Annotated in this window: 15 protein-coding genes and 1 pseudogene; 7 read left to right on the forward strand and 9 right to left on the reverse strand. The window is 71.4% G+C overall.

The genetic code is table 11. The annotated features are described in order from the left end of the window. Positions 1 to 6: 6 nt before the first annotated feature. Positions 7 to 714, reverse strand: coding sequence for a DNA-3-methyladenine glycosylase I (locus LXT23_RS44555; RefSeq protein ID WP_323379155.1), 708 nt, complete (start codon positions 712 to 714; stop codon positions 7 to 9). 76 nt (positions 715 to 790) lie between these two features. On the opposite strand from LXT23_RS44555, the gene LXT23_RS44560 reads away from it, so the two are divergent. Together LXT23_RS44560 and LXT23_RS44565 are read left to right on the forward strand one after the other, a co-directional pair. Continuing rightward, positions 791 to 2,470 (forward strand): RluA family pseudouridine synthase, encoded by a 1,680-nt coding sequence (locus LXT23_RS44560; protein WP_253986609.1) that lies wholly within the window; start codon positions 791 to 793, stop codon positions 2,468 to 2,470. Positions 2,471 to 2,673: 203 nt separating this feature from the next. Then, positions 2,674 to 3,498: a carbonic anhydrase gene (locus tag LXT23_RS44565; RefSeq protein ID WP_253986610.1), complete on the forward strand. Its 825-nt coding sequence runs from the start codon at positions 2,674 to 2,676 to the stop codon at positions 3,496 to 3,498. Between the two features lie 6 nt (positions 3,499 to 3,504). Here LXT23_RS44565 and LXT23_RS44570 read toward each other — a convergent pair whose 3' ends face one another. The 3 genes from LXT23_RS44570 to LXT23_RS44580 form a co-directional block, all read right to left on the reverse strand. Then, positions 3,505 to 4,146, reverse strand: a complete 642-nt coding sequence (locus LXT23_RS44570; protein WP_253986611.1) for a 5' nucleotidase, NT5C type — start codon at positions 4,144 to 4,146, stop codon at positions 3,505 to 3,507. Positions 4,147 to 4,172: 26 nt separating this feature from the next. Next, positions 4,173 to 4,940 (reverse strand): class I SAM-dependent methyltransferase, encoded by a 768-nt coding sequence (locus LXT23_RS44575; protein WP_253986627.1) that lies wholly within the window; start codon positions 4,938 to 4,940, stop codon positions 4,173 to 4,175. A gap of 143 nt (positions 4,941 to 5,083) precedes the next feature. Continuing rightward, positions 5,084 to 5,656, reverse strand: coding sequence for a NifU family protein (locus LXT23_RS44580; RefSeq protein ID WP_253986612.1), 573 nt, complete (start codon positions 5,654 to 5,656; stop codon positions 5,084 to 5,086). Between the two features lie 184 nt (positions 5,657 to 5,840). On the opposite strand from LXT23_RS44580, the gene LXT23_RS44585 reads away from it, so the two are divergent. The 5 genes from LXT23_RS44585 to clpA all read left to right on the forward strand — a co-directional run bounded on the left by LXT23_RS44585 (position 5,841) and on the right by clpA (position 10,789). After that, the gene (locus LXT23_RS44585) at positions 5,841 to 6,410 is read left to right on the forward strand and encodes a DUF2378 family protein (RefSeq protein WP_253986628.1); all 570 of its coding nucleotides are present in this window, start codon (positions 5,841 to 5,843) and stop codon (positions 6,408 to 6,410) included. Positions 6,411 to 6,450: 40 nt separating this feature from the next. Continuing rightward, complete coding sequence (locus tag LXT23_RS44590) at positions 6,451 to 6,891, forward strand: hypothetical protein (RefSeq protein WP_253986613.1); 441 nt, start codon at positions 6,451 to 6,453, stop codon at positions 6,889 to 6,891. Between the two features lie 63 nt (positions 6,892 to 6,954). Beyond that, the gene (locus LXT23_RS44595; protein ID WP_253986614.1) at positions 6,955 to 8,115 is read left to right on the forward strand and encodes a GNAT family N-acetyltransferase; all 1,161 of its coding nucleotides are present in this window, start codon (positions 6,955 to 6,957) and stop codon (positions 8,113 to 8,115) included. 43 nt (positions 8,116 to 8,158) lie between these two features. After that, on the forward strand, positions 8,159 to 8,482 hold the full coding sequence (locus LXT23_RS44600) for an ATP-dependent Clp protease adaptor ClpS (RefSeq protein WP_253986615.1): 324 nt from the start codon (positions 8,159 to 8,161) through the stop codon (positions 8,480 to 8,482). 3 nt (positions 8,483 to 8,485) lie between these two features. Continuing rightward, a complete protein-coding gene (gene clpA / locus LXT23_RS44605) occupies positions 8,486 to 10,789 on the forward strand; it encodes an ATP-dependent Clp protease ATP-binding subunit ClpA (RefSeq protein WP_253986616.1) in 2,304 nt (767 codons plus the stop codon). Positions 10,790 to 10,876: 87 nt separating this feature from the next. On the opposite strand, the gene LXT23_RS44610 is transcribed toward clpA, so the two are convergent. The 5 genes and pseudogenes from LXT23_RS44610 to LXT23_RS44630 all read right to left on the reverse strand — a co-directional run. Beyond that, entirely contained in the window at positions 10,877 to 12,472 is a 1,596-nt protein-coding gene (locus tag LXT23_RS44610) for a methyl-accepting chemotaxis protein (protein WP_253986617.1), read from the reverse strand. 94 nt (positions 12,473 to 12,566) lie between these two features. Beyond that, positions 12,567 to 13,634, reverse strand: coding sequence for a chemotaxis protein CheB (locus tag LXT23_RS44615; protein ID WP_253986618.1), 1,068 nt, complete (start codon positions 13,632 to 13,634; stop codon positions 12,567 to 12,569). After that, a complete protein-coding gene (locus tag LXT23_RS44620; RefSeq protein WP_253986619.1) occupies positions 13,631 to 15,808 on the reverse strand; it encodes a hybrid sensor histidine kinase/response regulator in 2,178 nt (725 codons plus the stop codon). Before LXT23_RS44620 ends, LXT23_RS44615 begins: the two co-directional genes overlap by 4 nt. Beyond that, on the reverse strand, positions 15,798 to 16,343 hold the full coding sequence (locus tag LXT23_RS44625) for a chemotaxis protein CheW (protein WP_253986620.1): 546 nt from the start codon (positions 16,341 to 16,343) through the stop codon (positions 15,798 to 15,800). Before LXT23_RS44625 ends, LXT23_RS44620 begins: the two co-directional genes overlap by 11 nt. Then, positions 16,340 to 16,725, reverse strand: a pseudogene (locus LXT23_RS44630) (CheR family methyltransferase); the annotation flags it as partial. The gene LXT23_RS44625 and the pseudogene LXT23_RS44630, both read right to left, overlap by 4 nt.

Consider the following 16,725-nt stretch of genomic DNA (forward strand, 5'->3'; position numbering starts at 1 on the left):
AAGAGGTCACCCGGCGCGGTGGCCGGGCCGGACGAAGGCCTTGCGCAGCCGCTCCGACTCGCGCCGGAGGCCGCAGCCCTCCACGTGGTCGTTCACCATCCCCATTGACTGCATGAAGGCATACGCGGTGGTGGGGCCCACGAACGACCACCCGCGCCGGCGCAGCTCGCGTGAGAGCGCGGTCGACTCGGGCGTCGTGGGCATGGCGCGCAGCACCTCCCAGGAGAGGTGACGGGGGCGGCTGGAGGCCGCGGGCTCGAAGCGCCAGAGGAAGGCCGCGAGCGAGCCCTGCTCCTCCACCAGCTCGCACGCGCGGCGGGCGTTGTTCACCACGGACTCGATTTTACCCCGGTGCCGGACGATGCCCGCGTTGCCCAGCAGCCGCTCCACGTCGCGCGCGGTGAAGCGCGTCAGCCGGGTGAAGTCGAAGCCGAGGAAGGCCTCGCGGAAGGCCGCCCGCTTGCGCAGGATGGTCAGCCAGCTCAGGCCCGACTGGAAGCCCTCGAGGCAGAGCTTCTCGAACAGGCGATGGTCGTCCGAGACGGGCCGGCCCCACTCGGTGTCGTGGTACGCCACGTAGTCCGGGGCACTCCCGGCCCACGCGCACCGGCACACTCCATCCACTCCGGTGACCAGTCCGGCCACCACCGCCGGCTGCTGCGCCTCGTCACGGGCTGCCTTCGCCACGGACGGGCCCTTCTGCTTGGGTGACATGCAGGCCCATGCTCGCACGTCCCGCGGAGTCAGGGCGCCTTCGAAGCGCGGTGGATTTCGTGCTACCGAGGCGGGCGTGGAGACCTGGGTCATCCCCTTCGAGCCGCAGCCGGCCCCCCATGAGGTCGACGGGGCGTTTCCGAGCCCCTTCGAGGAGTCGGGCCCCCACGCCCTGGCGCGCCGGGCCGCGGAGCGGATGCAGGAGGAGCTCCGGGCAGGACTCATCGCTCCCGGACTCCCCACCTCGCTGCTCGAAGGCGCCGAGGGCGGGAAGATGTTCGGCGTGCTCGTCGTCCAGGCCTCCGACGGGCGCTTCGGTTACCTGCGCTCCTTCTCCGGCATGCTGGCGGGGCGCTGGGACGTGCCGGGCTTCGTTCCACCGATTTTCGACCGCGAGACGCGAGCCAGGCTGGAGCCCGAGGGCGAGGCCGTGGTGAAGGCGCTGCACGCGCGCGCTGAGGCCCTGCGGACCTCGCCCGAGCTCGCCGCGCTTCGCGCCGACGATGAAGCACGGGAGGCGCGGCACTCGGCGCAGCGCGCGGAGCTGCGCGCCCGTCACGAGGCGAAGCGCCGGCAGCGCCATGTCCGGAGGGAGGAGCTCACGGCGTCGGCGGCACTTCCGGAAACCACGAGGCGCGAGGCCCTCCACGCGCTGGACCAGGAGAGCCGGGGCGACAAGGCGGAGTGGCGGCGGCTGGAGGCTGCCCAGGAGCAGGAGCGCCAGGCCATCGCTCCGAAGCGGGCGCGCATGGAGCGGCGACTCCGGGCCCTGGAGCGGCTGAGGCGCATCGTCTCCCGTGCGCTCATGAAGCGCCTGCACGACACGTACACGGTGCCGAACGCGCGGGGCGAGCGCCGCCCCCTGCGGGCCCTCTATCCCGCTGGCGCCCCGCCCTCCGGCGCCGCCGACTGCGCGGGCCCCAAGCTCCTCGCCCGGGCCTTCGCGTACGGGCTGAGGCCGGTGGCGCTCGCCGAGTTCTGGTGGGGCGCTCCGCCGCTCGCGGGAGGACGCGCGTCCGGGGCGTTCTACGCCGCCTGCAAGGACAAGTGCGGTCCCCTGCTGCCCTTCATGCTGGAGGGGCTCCAGGTCTCCGCGCACCGGGCCTTCGCGCCCCCGGTGCAGGTGTCCACCGGGCTGTCCATCGTCCACGAGGATGCGTGGCTCGTCGTGGTGGAGAAGCCGTGTGGCCTGCTCTCCGTGCCCGGGAAGGACACCTCGGTGACGGACTCCCTGCTGGCCCGGCTGCGCGCGCGCTTTCCGCGGGCCACGGGTCCGCTGCTCGCGCACCGGCTGGACCTGGACACGTCCGGGCTGGTCGTCGCGGCGCTGGACTCGAGCACCTACGCGGCCCTGCAGCGACAGTTCGCCGAGCGTCAGGTCCACAAGCGCTACGTGGCCTGGGTCCAGGGGCACGTCCGGGGCGAGCACGGCACCATCGACTTCCCCATGCGCGTGGACCTCGACGACCGGCCCCGCCAGATTCACGACCCCGTGCACGGCAAGCCCGCGGTGACGGAGTGGCGCGTCCTGGAGCGCGGCGAAGGCCGCACGCGGGTGGCCTTCTTCCCCCTCACGGGACGCACGCACCAGCTGCGCGTCCACGCCGCCCATCCCCTGGGGCTCGGCGCGCCCATCGTCGGAGACCGCCTCTACGGACACCCCGCTGAGCGAATGCTCCTGCACGCGGAGCTCATCTCTTTTGAGCACCCAGGAACAGGCCAGCGCGTCACGTTCGAGCAACCCGCACCGTTCTGAACAACACCCTCCGACACCTGCGCCCAAGGAGGCTCATGCATTTCGCGCGGATGGGGCAGGAAGATTTCCCGCGACTGGCGTAATGGGGGGGCGCCCGCCAGCGCGGCTCGAGTTGCGGCGGGTCCATGAAGAGCGAGACGTCCCCGGCCTGTGATGAGAGGGACACCCCGCTCGTATCCTGACTCGGGCCAGAGGAAGCACCCATGTCCCCGCATCGAAACGTCTCGGTCCGCGCTCTTCGGGGCGCGCTGCTGTCATCCCTCTTCCTCGCCTCCAGTGCCTTCGCTGACGGCACGCTGGCGACGCCGAACACCGCCACCACGCTCAGCGTGGAGCCCCACTATGGCTACGCGGACACCGTCAGCCCCGAGCACTGGGGTGAGCTCCCGGGCGACGCGATGTGCGCGACGGGCCAGCAGCAGTCGCCCATCGCGCTGGTGACGGCGAACGCCGTGCAGCAGCCCACGGCCGTCCCCGCCTTCCACTACCACACCAGCCACGTGCACATGGCCAACACCGGCCACACGGTGGAGTTCGCCTACGACGTCGGCAGCACCGTCACGCTGGGCGCCAACGAGTACAAGCTCAAGCAGTTCCACTTCCACACGCCCAGCGAGCACACGAAGAACGGCGTGCAGTACCCGCTCGAGCTGCACCTGGTGCACACCGACGTCAATGGCAACGCGGCCCTCGTCGTGGGTGTCCTCATCCAGACGGGTGCGACGAACGCGGCGCTCTTCAACGCCTTCCAGCACCTGCCCAAGCACCAGGGCGAGGCGAGCGCGCCGGTGGGAGCGCTCATCAACGCGAGCGCGCTGCTGCCCCACAACAAGTCGTTCTTCCACTACGCGGGCTCACTCACCACGCCCCCCTGCAGCGAAGGGCTGAAGTGGTACGTGATGAAGCACCCCATCGAGATGTCCGACGCGCAGATTGCCGCGTACCAGCGGCTGGCGCACCTCAACCCGGGCAACCGCCCCGTGCAGCCGCTGCACGGCCGCACCGTCACGCTGCACACCTCGCACTGACGAACTTCAGGTGCGTGAGGGAGGCTCGGAAGCCGCGGCCTCCCTCACCGCCTGGAGCCGGGCGCGCACCGCTTCCAGGTTGGTGCCGTCGTAGCGGAGCGCGTTCGGGTGGGAGAAGCCGGCGTTCCACGGCTGCGCGGGGACGATGACGAGCCCGCGCGGCCGCCACGTCAGCCAGCGGTGGATGTACTCGGGCCAGTCGTCCACCAGCACCTTCCCGTAGACGAGCCCCTTGTCCATGGTGACGGTGACGCGCGCGTCGGGCACGTGCGCCTGGCACCACTGGAGCTTCTCCGCCCACGCATTCGTCGACTGCGCGGGGCCCTTGGTGAGCACGTGCAGCTCGAAGCCGAGCGCCCGCAGCTCCGCCAGCACCTCGAAGCCCTGCTTGCGAGGCTCCAGCCGCGCCCACCACCCCGGCTGCCCGCGGACCAGCTCCTGCCGGGCCCGCATCCAGGGCGAGTCCTCGAAGTCCGGCGTCAGCGGGGGCTCCCCCGGACTGCGCAGCCGCTCCAGGTCCCGGAGCATGGCCCCCTGGTAGTCACAGAGCGTCCCGTCCATGTCCACGAGCGCCACCAGCTCCGACCGCTTCACCGTGTCCGCCATGCACTCGGTTATATGCCTGTCGGTGCTGGCGGTCAGCGGCACGCGTGTGCGCTCCGCCGACGGGTGGGCTACGACGGCTCGTGGGGCGGCGTCGGCTCGGAGTCCTCGGCCTGGGGCGCGTCCGGCACCTGTGTCGCGCCCGCGGCGGGCTTCACGCCCAGCTCGCGCATCAGCTTGGGCGTCACGCCCGTCTCCGCCAGCAGTCGCTCCAGCTGCACGCGGGCGCGGCGGTTCTCCCGGTGCACGCGGCGGCCGAGAATCAGCTCGTTCTTCAGCGAGTGCTCCCAGCCCGTCAGCTCCGTCACCGTCACCTGGTAGCCGTAGGCCTCCAGCGTGAGCGCGCGGATGACGTTCGTCAGGTGCGAGCCGAACTCGCGCCGGTGCCACGGATGCGCGTACAGCTGCGACATGGCGCCGCTGCCCGCCACCACCGGCCGCTTCTCCTTGAGCTGCGCGGCCACCTCCGCCTGGCAGCACGGCACCACCGCCACGTGGTCCGCCCCGTGGCGGATGGCCGCCACCAGCGCGTCGTCCGTCGCCGTGTCGCACGCGTGCAGCGCCATCAAGAGGTGGATGCGCTCCGGGTACGTCGCCGTGTCGATGTGCGCCGTCTCGAACTTCATCCGCGAGAAGCCCAGCCGCTCGGCGCGCCCCTTCGCGCGCTCCGTCAGGTCCGGCCGGCCTTCAATCGACAGCAGCGTCCCGGACGCCGCGTCCTTCAGGAACAGCTCGTACAGGACGAAGCCCAGGTACGCATTGCCGCTGCCCGCGTCCACGAGCACGGCGTCCGGGTGGCGCGCCTGCACGTCTTCGATGGCGGGCCGCAACAGCCCCATCAGGTGGTTGACCTGCTTGAGCTTGCGCAGCGCGTCCGCGTTGAGGTTCCCCTCGCGCGTGAGCAGGTGCAGCTCACGCAGGAGGGCTGGTGACTGGTCCGGCAACAGCTCCCGCCGGACCTGCGAAGCCTTGACGTTGCGCCTCAGACGGACACCACCTCGAGGACCTCGGGAATGGCCTCGCGCAGTCGTCCTTCGATTCCCATCTTCAGCGTCGCCGTGGAGGACGGGCAGCCCGCGCACGAGCCCTTCATGTGCAGGTAGACGATGCCCTCCTCGAAGCGGTCCAGGGTGATGTCGCCACCGTCCATGGCCACCGCCGGGCGGATTTCGCTGTCCAGGATGTCCTGGATGCGCGCCTCCACCGAGCCGCCAGCCGCCGCGGACCCGGCCGCCGCCTGGCGCGCCGCCGCCACCGCGGCCTCGTCCACCACCGGCTCGTTGGCCGTCAGGTGCGTGTCCAGCGCGGACATCACCGCGTCATTGAGCTCGTCCCACTCGCCCTCGTCGCCCTTCGTCACCGTCACGAAGTTGCTGCCAATCATCACCGCCGTGACGCCGCGCACGTCCATCAGCTTGTGCGCCAACGGGGACTTCACCTGGGCATCGTCCCGGCTCGTGAAGTTCAGAGCCCCACCCGCCAACAGCTTCCGGTCCACCACGTACTTCAGCGTGCTGGGGTTCGGGGTCCACTCGAGCTGGATGTTCACCGACATTCGTATCTCCTCAGGGCCTCTCCTCTAAGCCCCCCGAAGCGTCATGGCAACCCGACTCTCCGGGAAGCAGCCGCTCCCGCTGCTGCTTCTACTTCCAGGCAGAAATCCAGGGGCAACCCGGATGCGTAGTGGAAAACCTGTATACTCGTGAAATAACCGCTCCCCCGGGCGCCCGCCGATGCTGATGACCCATTCCCGCCGTCCCGCCGAAGTGCCGCCGTCGTCGCCACGGGTGCCGGCGAGCGTCTTCGAGGGGTTGTTCGTGCGGGGGCTGAAGGCGGAGGCGGAAGGGCGGCTGGCGCGGGAGCTGGTGGCGCTCGGGTACGACATGAAGCGCCCGGAGCTGGACTACCCCATCCAGCTCTGGCAGCGGGTGACGGCCCTGGCGCGGCAGGACGTCTATCCGGAGCTGGGGGACGAGGAGGCCTGGCGGCAGCTGGGCCGGCAGCTCGTCGTCGGCTTCGCGGAGACCTTCATCGGCCGGGTGGCCGCGGTGGCGCTGCCGATGATTGGCCCCGCGCGCGCCATGGAGCGGGTGCCGCGCTACCTGGCGATGATGGGCCGCACGGACGTGGAGGTGACGCTGTCCCCGGTGGGAGACCGGGGCCGCCGTGTCTACCTCACGGACCGCTACAACCGGCCGGACCTGATGGCGGGCGGCCTGGAGCGGATGCTGGAGCTGACTTCCGTCCAACCGCGAATCACCGTGGAGGAACGCAGCGCCGAGGGCTACCGTCTGCTCGTGCGTTGGTAGCCTGTCACCGGCCGCCCGCGCCCCACTCCAGGAGCGCGCCATGTCCTACCCTCCCCGCCTCGCCCACCTCGCCACCCGTGCCGTGGTGGTGGCGAAGCTGATGCCCACCTACGCCAGGGCCCACAACATCGACGAAGAGGAGGCCTCGCAGCGGCTGTCCGCCGCGCTGGCCGGGCGCATGCTGACCTCGCTGCTGGAGGCCACCTGGACCGCCATGCTGGGCGGGACGAAGCGGCTCAAGGAGGAGGGGCTGCTCGAGAAGGTGGCCACCACGCTGGGCGACCGCCCCCTGCGCCCCGGCCGCCCCGCCACCGTCACCCCCGCGTGGAGCGCCTTCCTCATCCTGCTGGACCTGGAGGTGGGCACCGCGAGCGACGCCGCCCGCCGGGTCATGGAGACGGACGAGGGGCGCCGGCGGGGCGAGGCCGGAATGGCGGAAGTCGGCCGCTACCTCGCCGCGGAGCTGACACGGGGGAAGTAGCCTCAGGGGCCGTCCCTGGCGGCACCCGCATCCCACCGTTATAGGCTCGCCCCGACCTCCGCGATGTCCACCCCGCTCCCCACCACCCTGCGCATCCTGCCCTCCATCACCGAGGTCCCCCGCGCCGCGTGGGATGCCCTGGTGGACGAGGCGGCCGTGCCCTTCCTGGAGTGGACCTTCCTGGCCTGCCTCGAGGAGAGCGGCAGCGCGGTGCCGGAGCGGGGCTGGCACCCCCGCCACCTCACGCTGTGGCGCGGCTCCCGCCTGGTGGCCGCGGCGCCCGCGTACCTCAAGGACGACAGCAACGGCGAGTTCGTCTTCGACGGGCCCTGGGCCACCGCCTCCGAGCGCGCCGGCCTGCGCTACTACCCGAAGCTCGTGCTCACCGTGCCCTTCACCCCCGCCACCGGCCGGCGCGTGCTGGTGGCCCCGGGCGAGGACCGGCCCGCCCGCGAGGCGGAGCTGTACGCCGCCGCCCAGGAGTACGCCCGCGCCGAGCGCCTGTCCGGCGTCCACGTCCTCTTCCCCACCGAGGAGGAGCTGCCCGTGCTGGAGGCCCAGGGCTTCGCGCTGCGCCTGGGCGTCCAGTACCAGTGGCGCAACGAGGGCTACCGCACCCTGGACGACTTCCTCGCCCGCTTCCACTCCAAGCGGCGCAACCAGCTGCGCCGCGAGCTGCGCGCGCCCGCCGAGCAGGGCATCACCGTGCGCACCCTGCGCGGCGACGCGCTGGCGGAGGTGGACGCACAGGCCGTCCACCGCCTGTACGTCTCCACGGTGGACAAGTACCCGTGGGGGCAGCGCTTCCTCACCCCGGACTTCTTCGCCCGGATGCTCGCCTGCTTCCGGCACCGCTGTGAGCTGGTGGAGGCCCGCCGGGGAGGACGGCTGGTGGCCGGGGCGTTCAACTTCGCCGGGCCCGGCGCCCTGTATGGCCGTTACTGGGGCTGCTTCGAGGAGCACCCCTTCCTCCACTTCAACGTCTGCCTGTACCACCCGGTGGAGGAGGGCATCTCCAGGGGCCTGGCGCGCTTCGAGCCGGGCGCGGGCGGCGAGCACAAGCTCACCCGGGGCTTCGAGCCCCGGCTCACATACAGTGCGCACCTGCTCCTCCACCCGGGGTTGGACCGGGCGGTCCGCGACTTCCTGTCCCACGAGCGGGCAGCCGTGAGAGGCGGCCTGCCCCAGTGGCGGGCAGAGACAGGTTTCAAGGAGGGGGCCTGAAAATCCCAGCCCCCGACGTCATTAAAGGGAGTCCGATACACCCATGGCGCAGAAGCACGAGCACGATACCTCCGTCGTCACGGAGTCCGCCCCCAAGCAGAAGCTGAAGAAGCCGCCCCTCTACAAGGTGCTTCTGCACAACGACAACTACACGACGCGGGAGTTCGTCGTGGCCGTGCTCAAGGAGATCTTCCACAAGTCGGAGACGGATGCCGTGCAGATCATGCTGCACGTTCATTACAACGGAGTCGGGGTGGCCGGCGTCTATACGTTCGAGGTCGCCGAGACGAAGATTCAGACGGTGGAGGCCGCGGCCCAGGAGAATGGGTTCCCGCTGCGGCTCTCCATGGAACCCGAGGAAGGTTGAAACGTGGCAGGACCGCTGATTGCCAAGGAATTGCAGGCCAGCTTCCGTACCGCCTTGGAAGAGGCGCGGAAGATGCGCCACGAGTACCTGACGCTGGAGCATCTGCTCCTCGCGCTGACCCGGGACTCGCGCACGCGCGAGGTCCTCAAGTCGTGTGGTGCCAACGTGAAGCGACTCCAGGAGCGCCTGGTGTCCTTCCTGGAGGAGACGGTCGAACGCCTGCCTGAGGGCGTGGAGGCCGAGCCGCAGCAGACCATCGGCGTGGAGCGCGTGCTCCACCGTGCGGCCATGCATGCGCTGTCCGCCGAGCAGAAGCTCATCGACGGCGGCGACGTGCTGGTGGCCATGTTCCGTGAGGAGGAGAGCCAGGCGCTCTACCTCCTCCAGCAGGAGGGCGTCACCCGGCTCGACCTGCTCAACTACATCTCCCACGGCATCTCCAAGGACGCCGAGGGCGAGGGTGGCGCGTCCTCCGAGGGCGCTCCGGGCCGCTCCGCGCCCGCGGGTGACGACGAGGACGGCGAGGCCCCGAAGAAGAGCCCGCTGGAGGCCTACACCACCCAGCTCAACATCGAGGCCAAGGAGGGGCGCATCGACCCGCTCATCGGCCGCGAGAAGGAGCTGGAGCGCACCATCCAGGTGCTCTGCCGCCGCCGGAAGAACAACCCGCTCTACGTGGGTGAGGCGGGCGTGGGCAAGACGGCCATCGCGGAAGGGCTGGCCCTGCACATCCACGAGGGCCGGGTGCCGGAGGCGCTGAAGAACTCCGTCGTCTACTCGCTGGACATGGGCGCGCTGCTCGCGGGCACCAAGTTCCGCGGCCAGTTCGAGGAGCGCCTCAAGGGCGTGCTCAAGGCCCTCCAGGAGCAGAAGGACGCCATCCTCTTCATCGACGAAATCCACACCATCGTCGGCGCGGGCGCCACCAGTGGCGGCTCCATGGATGCGTCCAACCTGCTCAAGCCCGCGCTGGCCAGCGGGCGGCTGCGCTGCATCGGCTCCACGACGTTCCAGGAGTACAAGGCCGCCTTCGAGAGGGACCGCGCGCTGTCGCGGCGCTTCCAGAAGATTGAGGTCGGCGAGCCGTCCGTGGAGGACACCGTCCTCATCCTGGAGGGGCTGAAGAGCCGCTACGAGGAGCACCACGGGGTGAAGTACCAGCCCGAGGCCATCCGCGCGGCGGCGGAGCTGTCCGCCAAGCACATCAACGACCGGTTCCTGCCGGACAAGGCCATCGACGTCATCGACGAGACGGGCGCCGCCGAGCGGCTCAAGCCGGAGGGCAAGCGCACCAACACCGTCACCGGCGCGGACGTGGAGGCCGTCGTCGCGAAGATGGCGAAGATTCCCGCCAAGAGCGTGTCCGCCAGCGAGGGCGTCCAGCTCCAGAATCTGGAGAAGGAGCTCCAGGCGGTCATCTTCGGGCAGGACAGCGCCATCAAGGACCTGGTCAGCGCCATCAAGCTGGCCCGCTCCGGCCTGCGTGCGCCGGAGAAGCCCATCGGCTCGTTCCTCTTCTCGGGCCCCACGGGCGTGGGCAAGACGGAGCTGGCCAAGCAGCTCGCACAGACGCTGGGCGTGGAGTTCCTGCGCTTCGACATGAGCGAGTACTCGGAGAAGCACACGGTGAGCCGGCTCATCGGCGCGCCTCCGGGCTACGTGGGCTTCGACCAGGGCGGCCTGTTGACGGACGCGGTGCGCAAGCACCCGTACGCCGTGCTGGTGCTGGATGAAATCGAGAAGGCCCACCCGGACCTCTTCAACATCCTGCTCCAGGTGATGGACCACGCGACGCTGACGGACAACAACGGCCGCAAGGCCGACTTCCGCAACATCGTCGTCATCCTCACCACCAACGCGGGCGCCCAGGAGATGAGCACCAAGGCCATCGGCTTCGGGGACCTGCAGAAGGCGGCCGACGGCTCCCGCGCGAAGAAGGCGATTGAGCGCACCTTCACGCCGGAGTTCCGCAACCGGCTGGACGGGTGGATTCTCTTCTCGGGGCTGCCGCCGGAAATCATCCTCAAGGTGGTCGACAAGGAGGTCCGCCTCCTCCAGAAGATGCTGGACGAGAAGAAGGTGAAGCTGGAGCTCACGCCCGCCGCCCGCGCGTGGCTGGCCGAGCACGGCTACGACCCGGCCTTCGGCGCCCGGCCCATGGCCCGCCTGGTGGACAACTCGCTGAAGAAGCCGCTCGCCGAGGCGCTCCTCTTCGGCGACCTGAAGAATGGCGGCGTCGCCCGCTACGACGTGGAGGGCGACAGCCTGAAGCTGCAGGCCGTCCCCACCCCCGCGGAAGTCGCGTAGCGCTGGCGCGTCCCGTCGCTGGAAATGACGAGGCCCCGGCTCCCACGGTGGGAGTCGGGGCCTTCGCCTTTCCGAGGGCTTCGCGGCTCAGCCGACGCGGTAGCTCTTCACGGCGCTGGAGAGCTGCTCGGAGATGATTTGCAGCGTGGTGGCGGCCTCGCCGGTGGAGCCGATGCGGGCCACCGTCTCGTCCATCATCTTGGACAGGTCGTTCACGGCCAGGGTGATTTGATTGATGCCCACGTTCTGCTGGCTGACGGCGGCGGCAATCTGCCGCACGGCGGCGGCGTTGTCCTGGACGATGGAGGACAGCTCGCGGAGGTTCTGCCCGCTGGTGCGCACCTGGGCCAGGCCCGCCTCCATGCGCTCGGCGCCGCGCTCCGTGATTCGCACGGCGGACGTCACCGAGTTGGCGATGTCGTCCAGCAGCTCGCGCACCCGCGTGGTGGCCTGGATGGACTGGTCCGCCAGCGCGCGGATTTCGCGGGCCACCACGCCAAAGCCCTTGCCGTGCTCGCCGGAGCGGACGGACTCGATGGCCGCGTTGAGCGCCAGCATGTTGGACTGGTCCGCCAGGTCCTTCACCGTCTGGGTGATGCCGCCAATCTGCTGCGTGCGCTCGCCCAGCTCGAGAATCTTCTGGGCAATCTCGCCCACCTGGACGCGGATGTCGTTGAGGCCCGCCATGGTCAGCTCGATGGAGGCCTCACCCGACTTGGCCAGCGCGTCCGCGCGCTCGGCCACGGAGAGCACGCTCTCCGCCTTCTGCGCGGCCAGCATGGACGTCTGCTTGATTTCCTGCGCCGTCACCTGCGTCTCCTGGAGCGCGGCGGCCTGCCGGGAGATGGTCTGCGCCTGGTCGGTGGAGGACGTGTTGAGGTGCTCGGTGGACTGGGTGAGCGCCGTGGCCGCCTGCTGGAGGTTGACAGTCACTTCCTTCAGCCGGCCCACCATCTGCGCGAAGGAGTTGGCCAGCCGGCCCACCTCGTCGCCGCTCTTCGCCTGGATGGGACGGGTGAGGTCGCCAGACTCGACGATGTGGCCCGCCACCTCCGTCAACTCCCGCAGCGGGCGGACGATGCTGCGGCCGAACAGCGCGGACACGGCCACGCCCAGGGCCACCAGCAGCGCGGCGAACCCCATCATCCGCCAGCGCAGCTCGGAGACCAGGTCCTCGATGTGGTCCACGGACACGCCCACGTGCACCATGCCCAGCTTGCCGTCGTTCACCGGGGCGGCCACGTTCAGGGCGTGCAGCGTCTTGTCGCCGGACACCACCTCCAGCACGGCCCCGGCCTCCGCCGTCGGGGCGGCGGCCTTCAGCGACTCGGGGAACGCGCCATCGAAGGTGTGGGCCAGGATGTTGCCGTTCGCCTCCTGGACGTAGACGTAGGACAGGTCCTCGCTCTCCCGTCCGACGTTGAGGATGGGCTGCAGCGTGCCGTCGCGGGCGGTGATGCCCTGCTCGGCGGCCACCGCGAGGCTGCGCGCCAGCAGCTGGCCCTCGCGCAGGTGGCTGTCCACCAGGTCGCTCTCCAGCCGGTGGGTGGCGATGCCGGTGAGGATGGCGGCCAGCGTGGCGCTGATGACGCCGGTGACGAGGATGAACTTCGGCGCCAGCCCCAGCGACTGACGGAACTGCTGGGTGAGCTGCGTGGTGAGCGAAGGTTGCGGAAGGTTCACGGAATCACCACCGGGGAGACGACGTCAGGACGGGGCCCGCGCGGACGCGGGCAGGAAGTGGAGGAACACGGGCCCGGGGCCCGGGACGGGAGGCTCATCGGACGGGCCCTCCCTCGCCGCGCGCGCCCCGGAAGCCGGGCAGCGCGCAGCTCTGCAGGATGAGGTCCGGCACGGCGGCCAGGGGCACGCCCTGGTCGGTGGCCTTCAGCTCCAGCGCGGCGCGCGGCATGCCGTAGACGACCGAGGACGCCTCGTCCTGCGAGAACGTCACGCCGCCCGCGTTGCGGATGGCCAGCAGGCCCCGCGCGCCGTCCTCGCCCATGCCGGTGAGCACCACGCCGCCGCTGCGCCGGCCGAAGGCCACGGCAATGGACGACAGCAGCAGGTCCCCGCTGGGGCACGGGCCGCCCTTGGTGCGCTGCAGCCGCGCCAGGCCGCTGCCGTCCACCGTGAGGTCGTGCCCGTCCAGCGGGAAGTACACCCGGCCCGGCTCCAGCCGCTCGCCATCCTTGGCGATGTCCACCGGCAGGGGCGTCACCTGGGACAGCCAGCGCACCATGCCCTGGGTGAAGCCCACGGTGATGTGCTGGGCGATGAGCAGCGGGACGGGCAAGTCCCTGGGAAGCTTGGCCAGCAGGTCCGCCAGCGCGGGCGGGCCGCCAGTGGACGCGACGATGCCGAACACGTCCACCCGCGCCCCGGTGGGCGGCGGCGGCACCACGCTCGCGCGCGGGCGGCGCGAGATGACGGGCACCTCCGCCATCAGGCACACCGAGTGGGCCAGGTCGCGGCCCCACTTGCGCAGCTCCTCGGCGTTGGTGACGTTGGGCTTGCCGATGAGCTCCAGCGCGCCGGCGCTCATGGCCTGGAAGCCCAGGTCCACCCCGCGCTGCTCCGCCACCGCGCTCACCACCAGGATGCGCGCGGGCGACTGGGACATGATGGCGGCGATGGCCCCCGGGCCGTCCAGCCCCGGCAGCAGCAGGTCCATGGTGATGACGTCCGGGCGCAACAGCCGGGCGAGCTGCACCGCGCGGTTGCCATCCCCGGCCCGGCCGACGACCTCGATGCGCGGCTCCAGCGTGAGGAGCGCGGTCAGCGTGTTGGCCATGGTGGGGGAGTCATCCACCACCAGGACGCGGATGGACCGCTTTGCACTCACGCCCTGTTCCCCCTGCGGCTCATGACGTCGAGCACCTCGGCCAGCAGGCGGCCCGCGGCGCACTCGCGCTTGCTGAGGTAGCCGTCCGCCCCCGCCGCCAGCCCGCGCTCGCGCGCGGCGGCGCTGTCATGGGCGGAGACGAGGATGACGGGCAGCGACGCCGTCTCCTTGCGCTCGCGCAGCCTCGCGATGAGCTGCACGCCGTCCATCTCCTCCATGTCCAGGTCGCAGATGACGACGTCGTAGGTGTCCGTCTGGAGCCTGTCCAGCGCCCGCGCCCCGCTGGCCGCCAGGTGCACCGTGAAGCCGCCGGCCTCCAGCATGGCCCGGTGCAGCGCGCGCGCGGTGAGCGAGTCGTCCACCACCAGCGCCCGCCGCTGCGCCACCACCTGCGCCTGCGAAGTGTCCGTCACCAGCCAGTCCGGACGGCAGATGAGCAGCAGCTCTCCCCGGCTGAGCGTGGCCGCGCCCTGCCAGGCCGGCACGTCGCGCACCTCGGAGGGCAGCGGGCGGATGACCAGGTCCCGGTCTCCCACCACCGCGTCCACCGCCAGCGCCACGCGCTTGCCTCCGCTCTGCACGATGAGCAGCGGCTGCCCCTCGGTGGGCGGCGCCAGCGCGCGCAGGCCCAGCCGCGCGCCCAGGTCCACCACCGGCAACAGCTGCCCCTGGTATTCCAGGTGCGCCCGGCGCTTGCCCAGCCGCAGCGAGTCCGCGCGGGCCAGCTGCGTGGCCTCCACCGCCAGCATGGGCAGGCCCACCAGCTGCTCCGTCGCGCGCACCACCAGCACGGGCGAGCTGCCCAGGTCCACCGGCAGGGTGAGCATGAAGCGGGTGCCCTGCCCCGGCGTGCTGGCCACCTCGATGCGGCCCTGCAGCCCCTCCACCGAGGCGCGCACCGCGTCCAGCCCCACGCCGCGCCCGGAGGTGTCCGTCACGTCCGAGCGCGTGCTGAAGCCGGGCCGGAAGATGAGGTCTCGCACCTGGTTCTCGTTGAGCCGCGCCGTCTCCTCCGAGGTGACGACGCCGCGCTGCTCCGCCACCTTGCGCACGCGCTCCAGGTCGATGCCGGCGCCGTCGTCCGCGCACTCGAGGAAGAGCAGGTTGCCCTGCTGCTCCACGCGCATCGTCAGCGCGCCCTCGTGGTGCTTGCCGGCGCGCTCGCGCTGGGCCGGCAGCTCCAGGCCGTGGTCCACCGCGTTGCGCAGCAGGTGCACCAGCGCGCCCTGCAGCTTCTCCAGCAGGCGCCTGTCCAGCGACACCTCGGAGCCCACCACGGACAGCCGCGCCTCCTTGCCCAGCTGGCGCGACAAATCGCGCACCATGCGCTGGAGCGGGTCGAGAATGGTCCGGACCGGGCGGGTGGTGATGGCCTTGAGGCCCTCCTCCAGCGCCTCGACGATGTCGCCCGTCTCCTCGCCGTCGGTGCGCAGCGAGCGCGACGTGCCGGCGAGCGACGAGCGCGCCTCGGCCGTCTCCGCCAGGAGCCCCTGCTTCGCGAGCATCGACACCACGCGGTCCAGCTCCCGGCCGCGCTCCTCGAAGCGCAGCCGCACCTCGCGCAGGCGCTCCACCTCGCGCATCAGCGCCGTCACCTGCCGCGACGACACGCGCCAGCCGGCGTCCGCCGACTCGGGCGCCATTTCCGGCGAGGGCACCGGGGCAAGCTCCGTCACCGGCGCGCCCGGGGCGGGCTCGGAGACGGGAGCGGCCATCACGGTGGCGGCCCGGAAGGGCGCGGGCTCGCCCATGGCCGCGGCCACCTCGGGCGGCGGCGCCTCCGACACCAGCTGCGCCAGGGCGGCGGCCGGGTCCGGCAGCGCGTCTCCCCGCCCGTCCGCGTGCGCCTGGGCGCGGAGCATGAACAGGTCCAGCCCGTGCAGGAGGATGTCCACCACCGGCCGCGGCATCTTCTGGGGGTTCGCCTTCAGCGGGGCGAGCGCGTCCTCCAGCTTGTGGGCGATGTCGCCCAGGTCCTGCATGCCCAGCGACGAGGCGCTGCCCTTGAGGGTGTGCAGGTGCCGGCCCAGCCGGACGTAGAGCTTGGACAGCGCGTCGGTCTCCAGCCCGTCGCGCTCCAGCTCCAGCAGGTCCATGGTGACCTTCTGGATGACCTCCTGGGCCTCCACGGCGAACCCCGCGACGAGTCCCTGCAGCAGCGGATCAACGGGCATGACGACCTCCCGTCCCGCGCAGGGCGAACAGGCGCTTCAAGTCGATGAGGTGGATGAGCTGGCGGTCCTGGGTGAAGACCTCCATCACCGCCCCTTCCGCGCGCACGCGCGCCGCCTCCACCGCGCTCATGGGCAGCGTGGTGGGACGGGGAATGGCCTCGCAGTCCAGCGCGCACAGCTCGCCGTCACCGCGGTCCACCACCAGCAGCACCGCCGGGTCCTGCCGCCAGCCGTGCCCGCCCAAGAGCGACGCCAGGCTGAGCGCGGCCAGCACCTGGCCCTGGAAGCGCAGCACGCCGACGACGTGCGGGGCCGACAGCGGCACCGGCGACACCATCTTCAGCGGCAGCGCGGCGCGCAGCGTCTCGAGGGAGAGCGCATAGCGCTCCTCGCCCAGGGGGAACTCGGCAATCCAATGGACGGCCTCTTCGACGGCCGCCTCACCCTGGTCCCGCAGGCGGGCCGCGCGCCGCTCCAAAAGCTCGCGCGCCTCCACCTCCTGGGCTTCTTCCATGGACCGCGGGGTGACCTTCATTCGAGTGCACCTAGATTGAGGTAGGCGTCCGCAGACGCCTGGTAGAAGCGCGCCGGCAGCGCCTCGGGCCCGTCCACCAGCTGGTCGGGAGGGAGGCGCTCGGCGCGAGAACGGAGGGCACGCATCAGCGGCACGGCCGCCTCACGCGCCCCGGAGCGCTCCCGCAGCAGGGCCAGCTCCAGCAGGCCCGGCAGGTAGTCCGGAGACTGGCGCACCAGCGCCTCCAGCACGGCGGTGGCGCCCGCCTCGTCCCCTTCCTCGATGCGCTCCAGCGCGGTGAGGTGGAGCCGGGAGGGCGTGGGCGGCGGCGCGGCGGCGGCGGCGCGGACCGGCGCGGGCCTGGGCGCCGGCGCCGCACGCCGGGCCTGCGCGGCGGCCCGGG

The sequence above is a fragment of the Pyxidicoccus xibeiensis genome, from assembly GCF_024198175.1.
Taxonomy (GTDB): Bacteria; Myxococcota; Myxococcia; order Myxococcales; family Myxococcaceae; genus Myxococcus; species Myxococcus xibeiensis.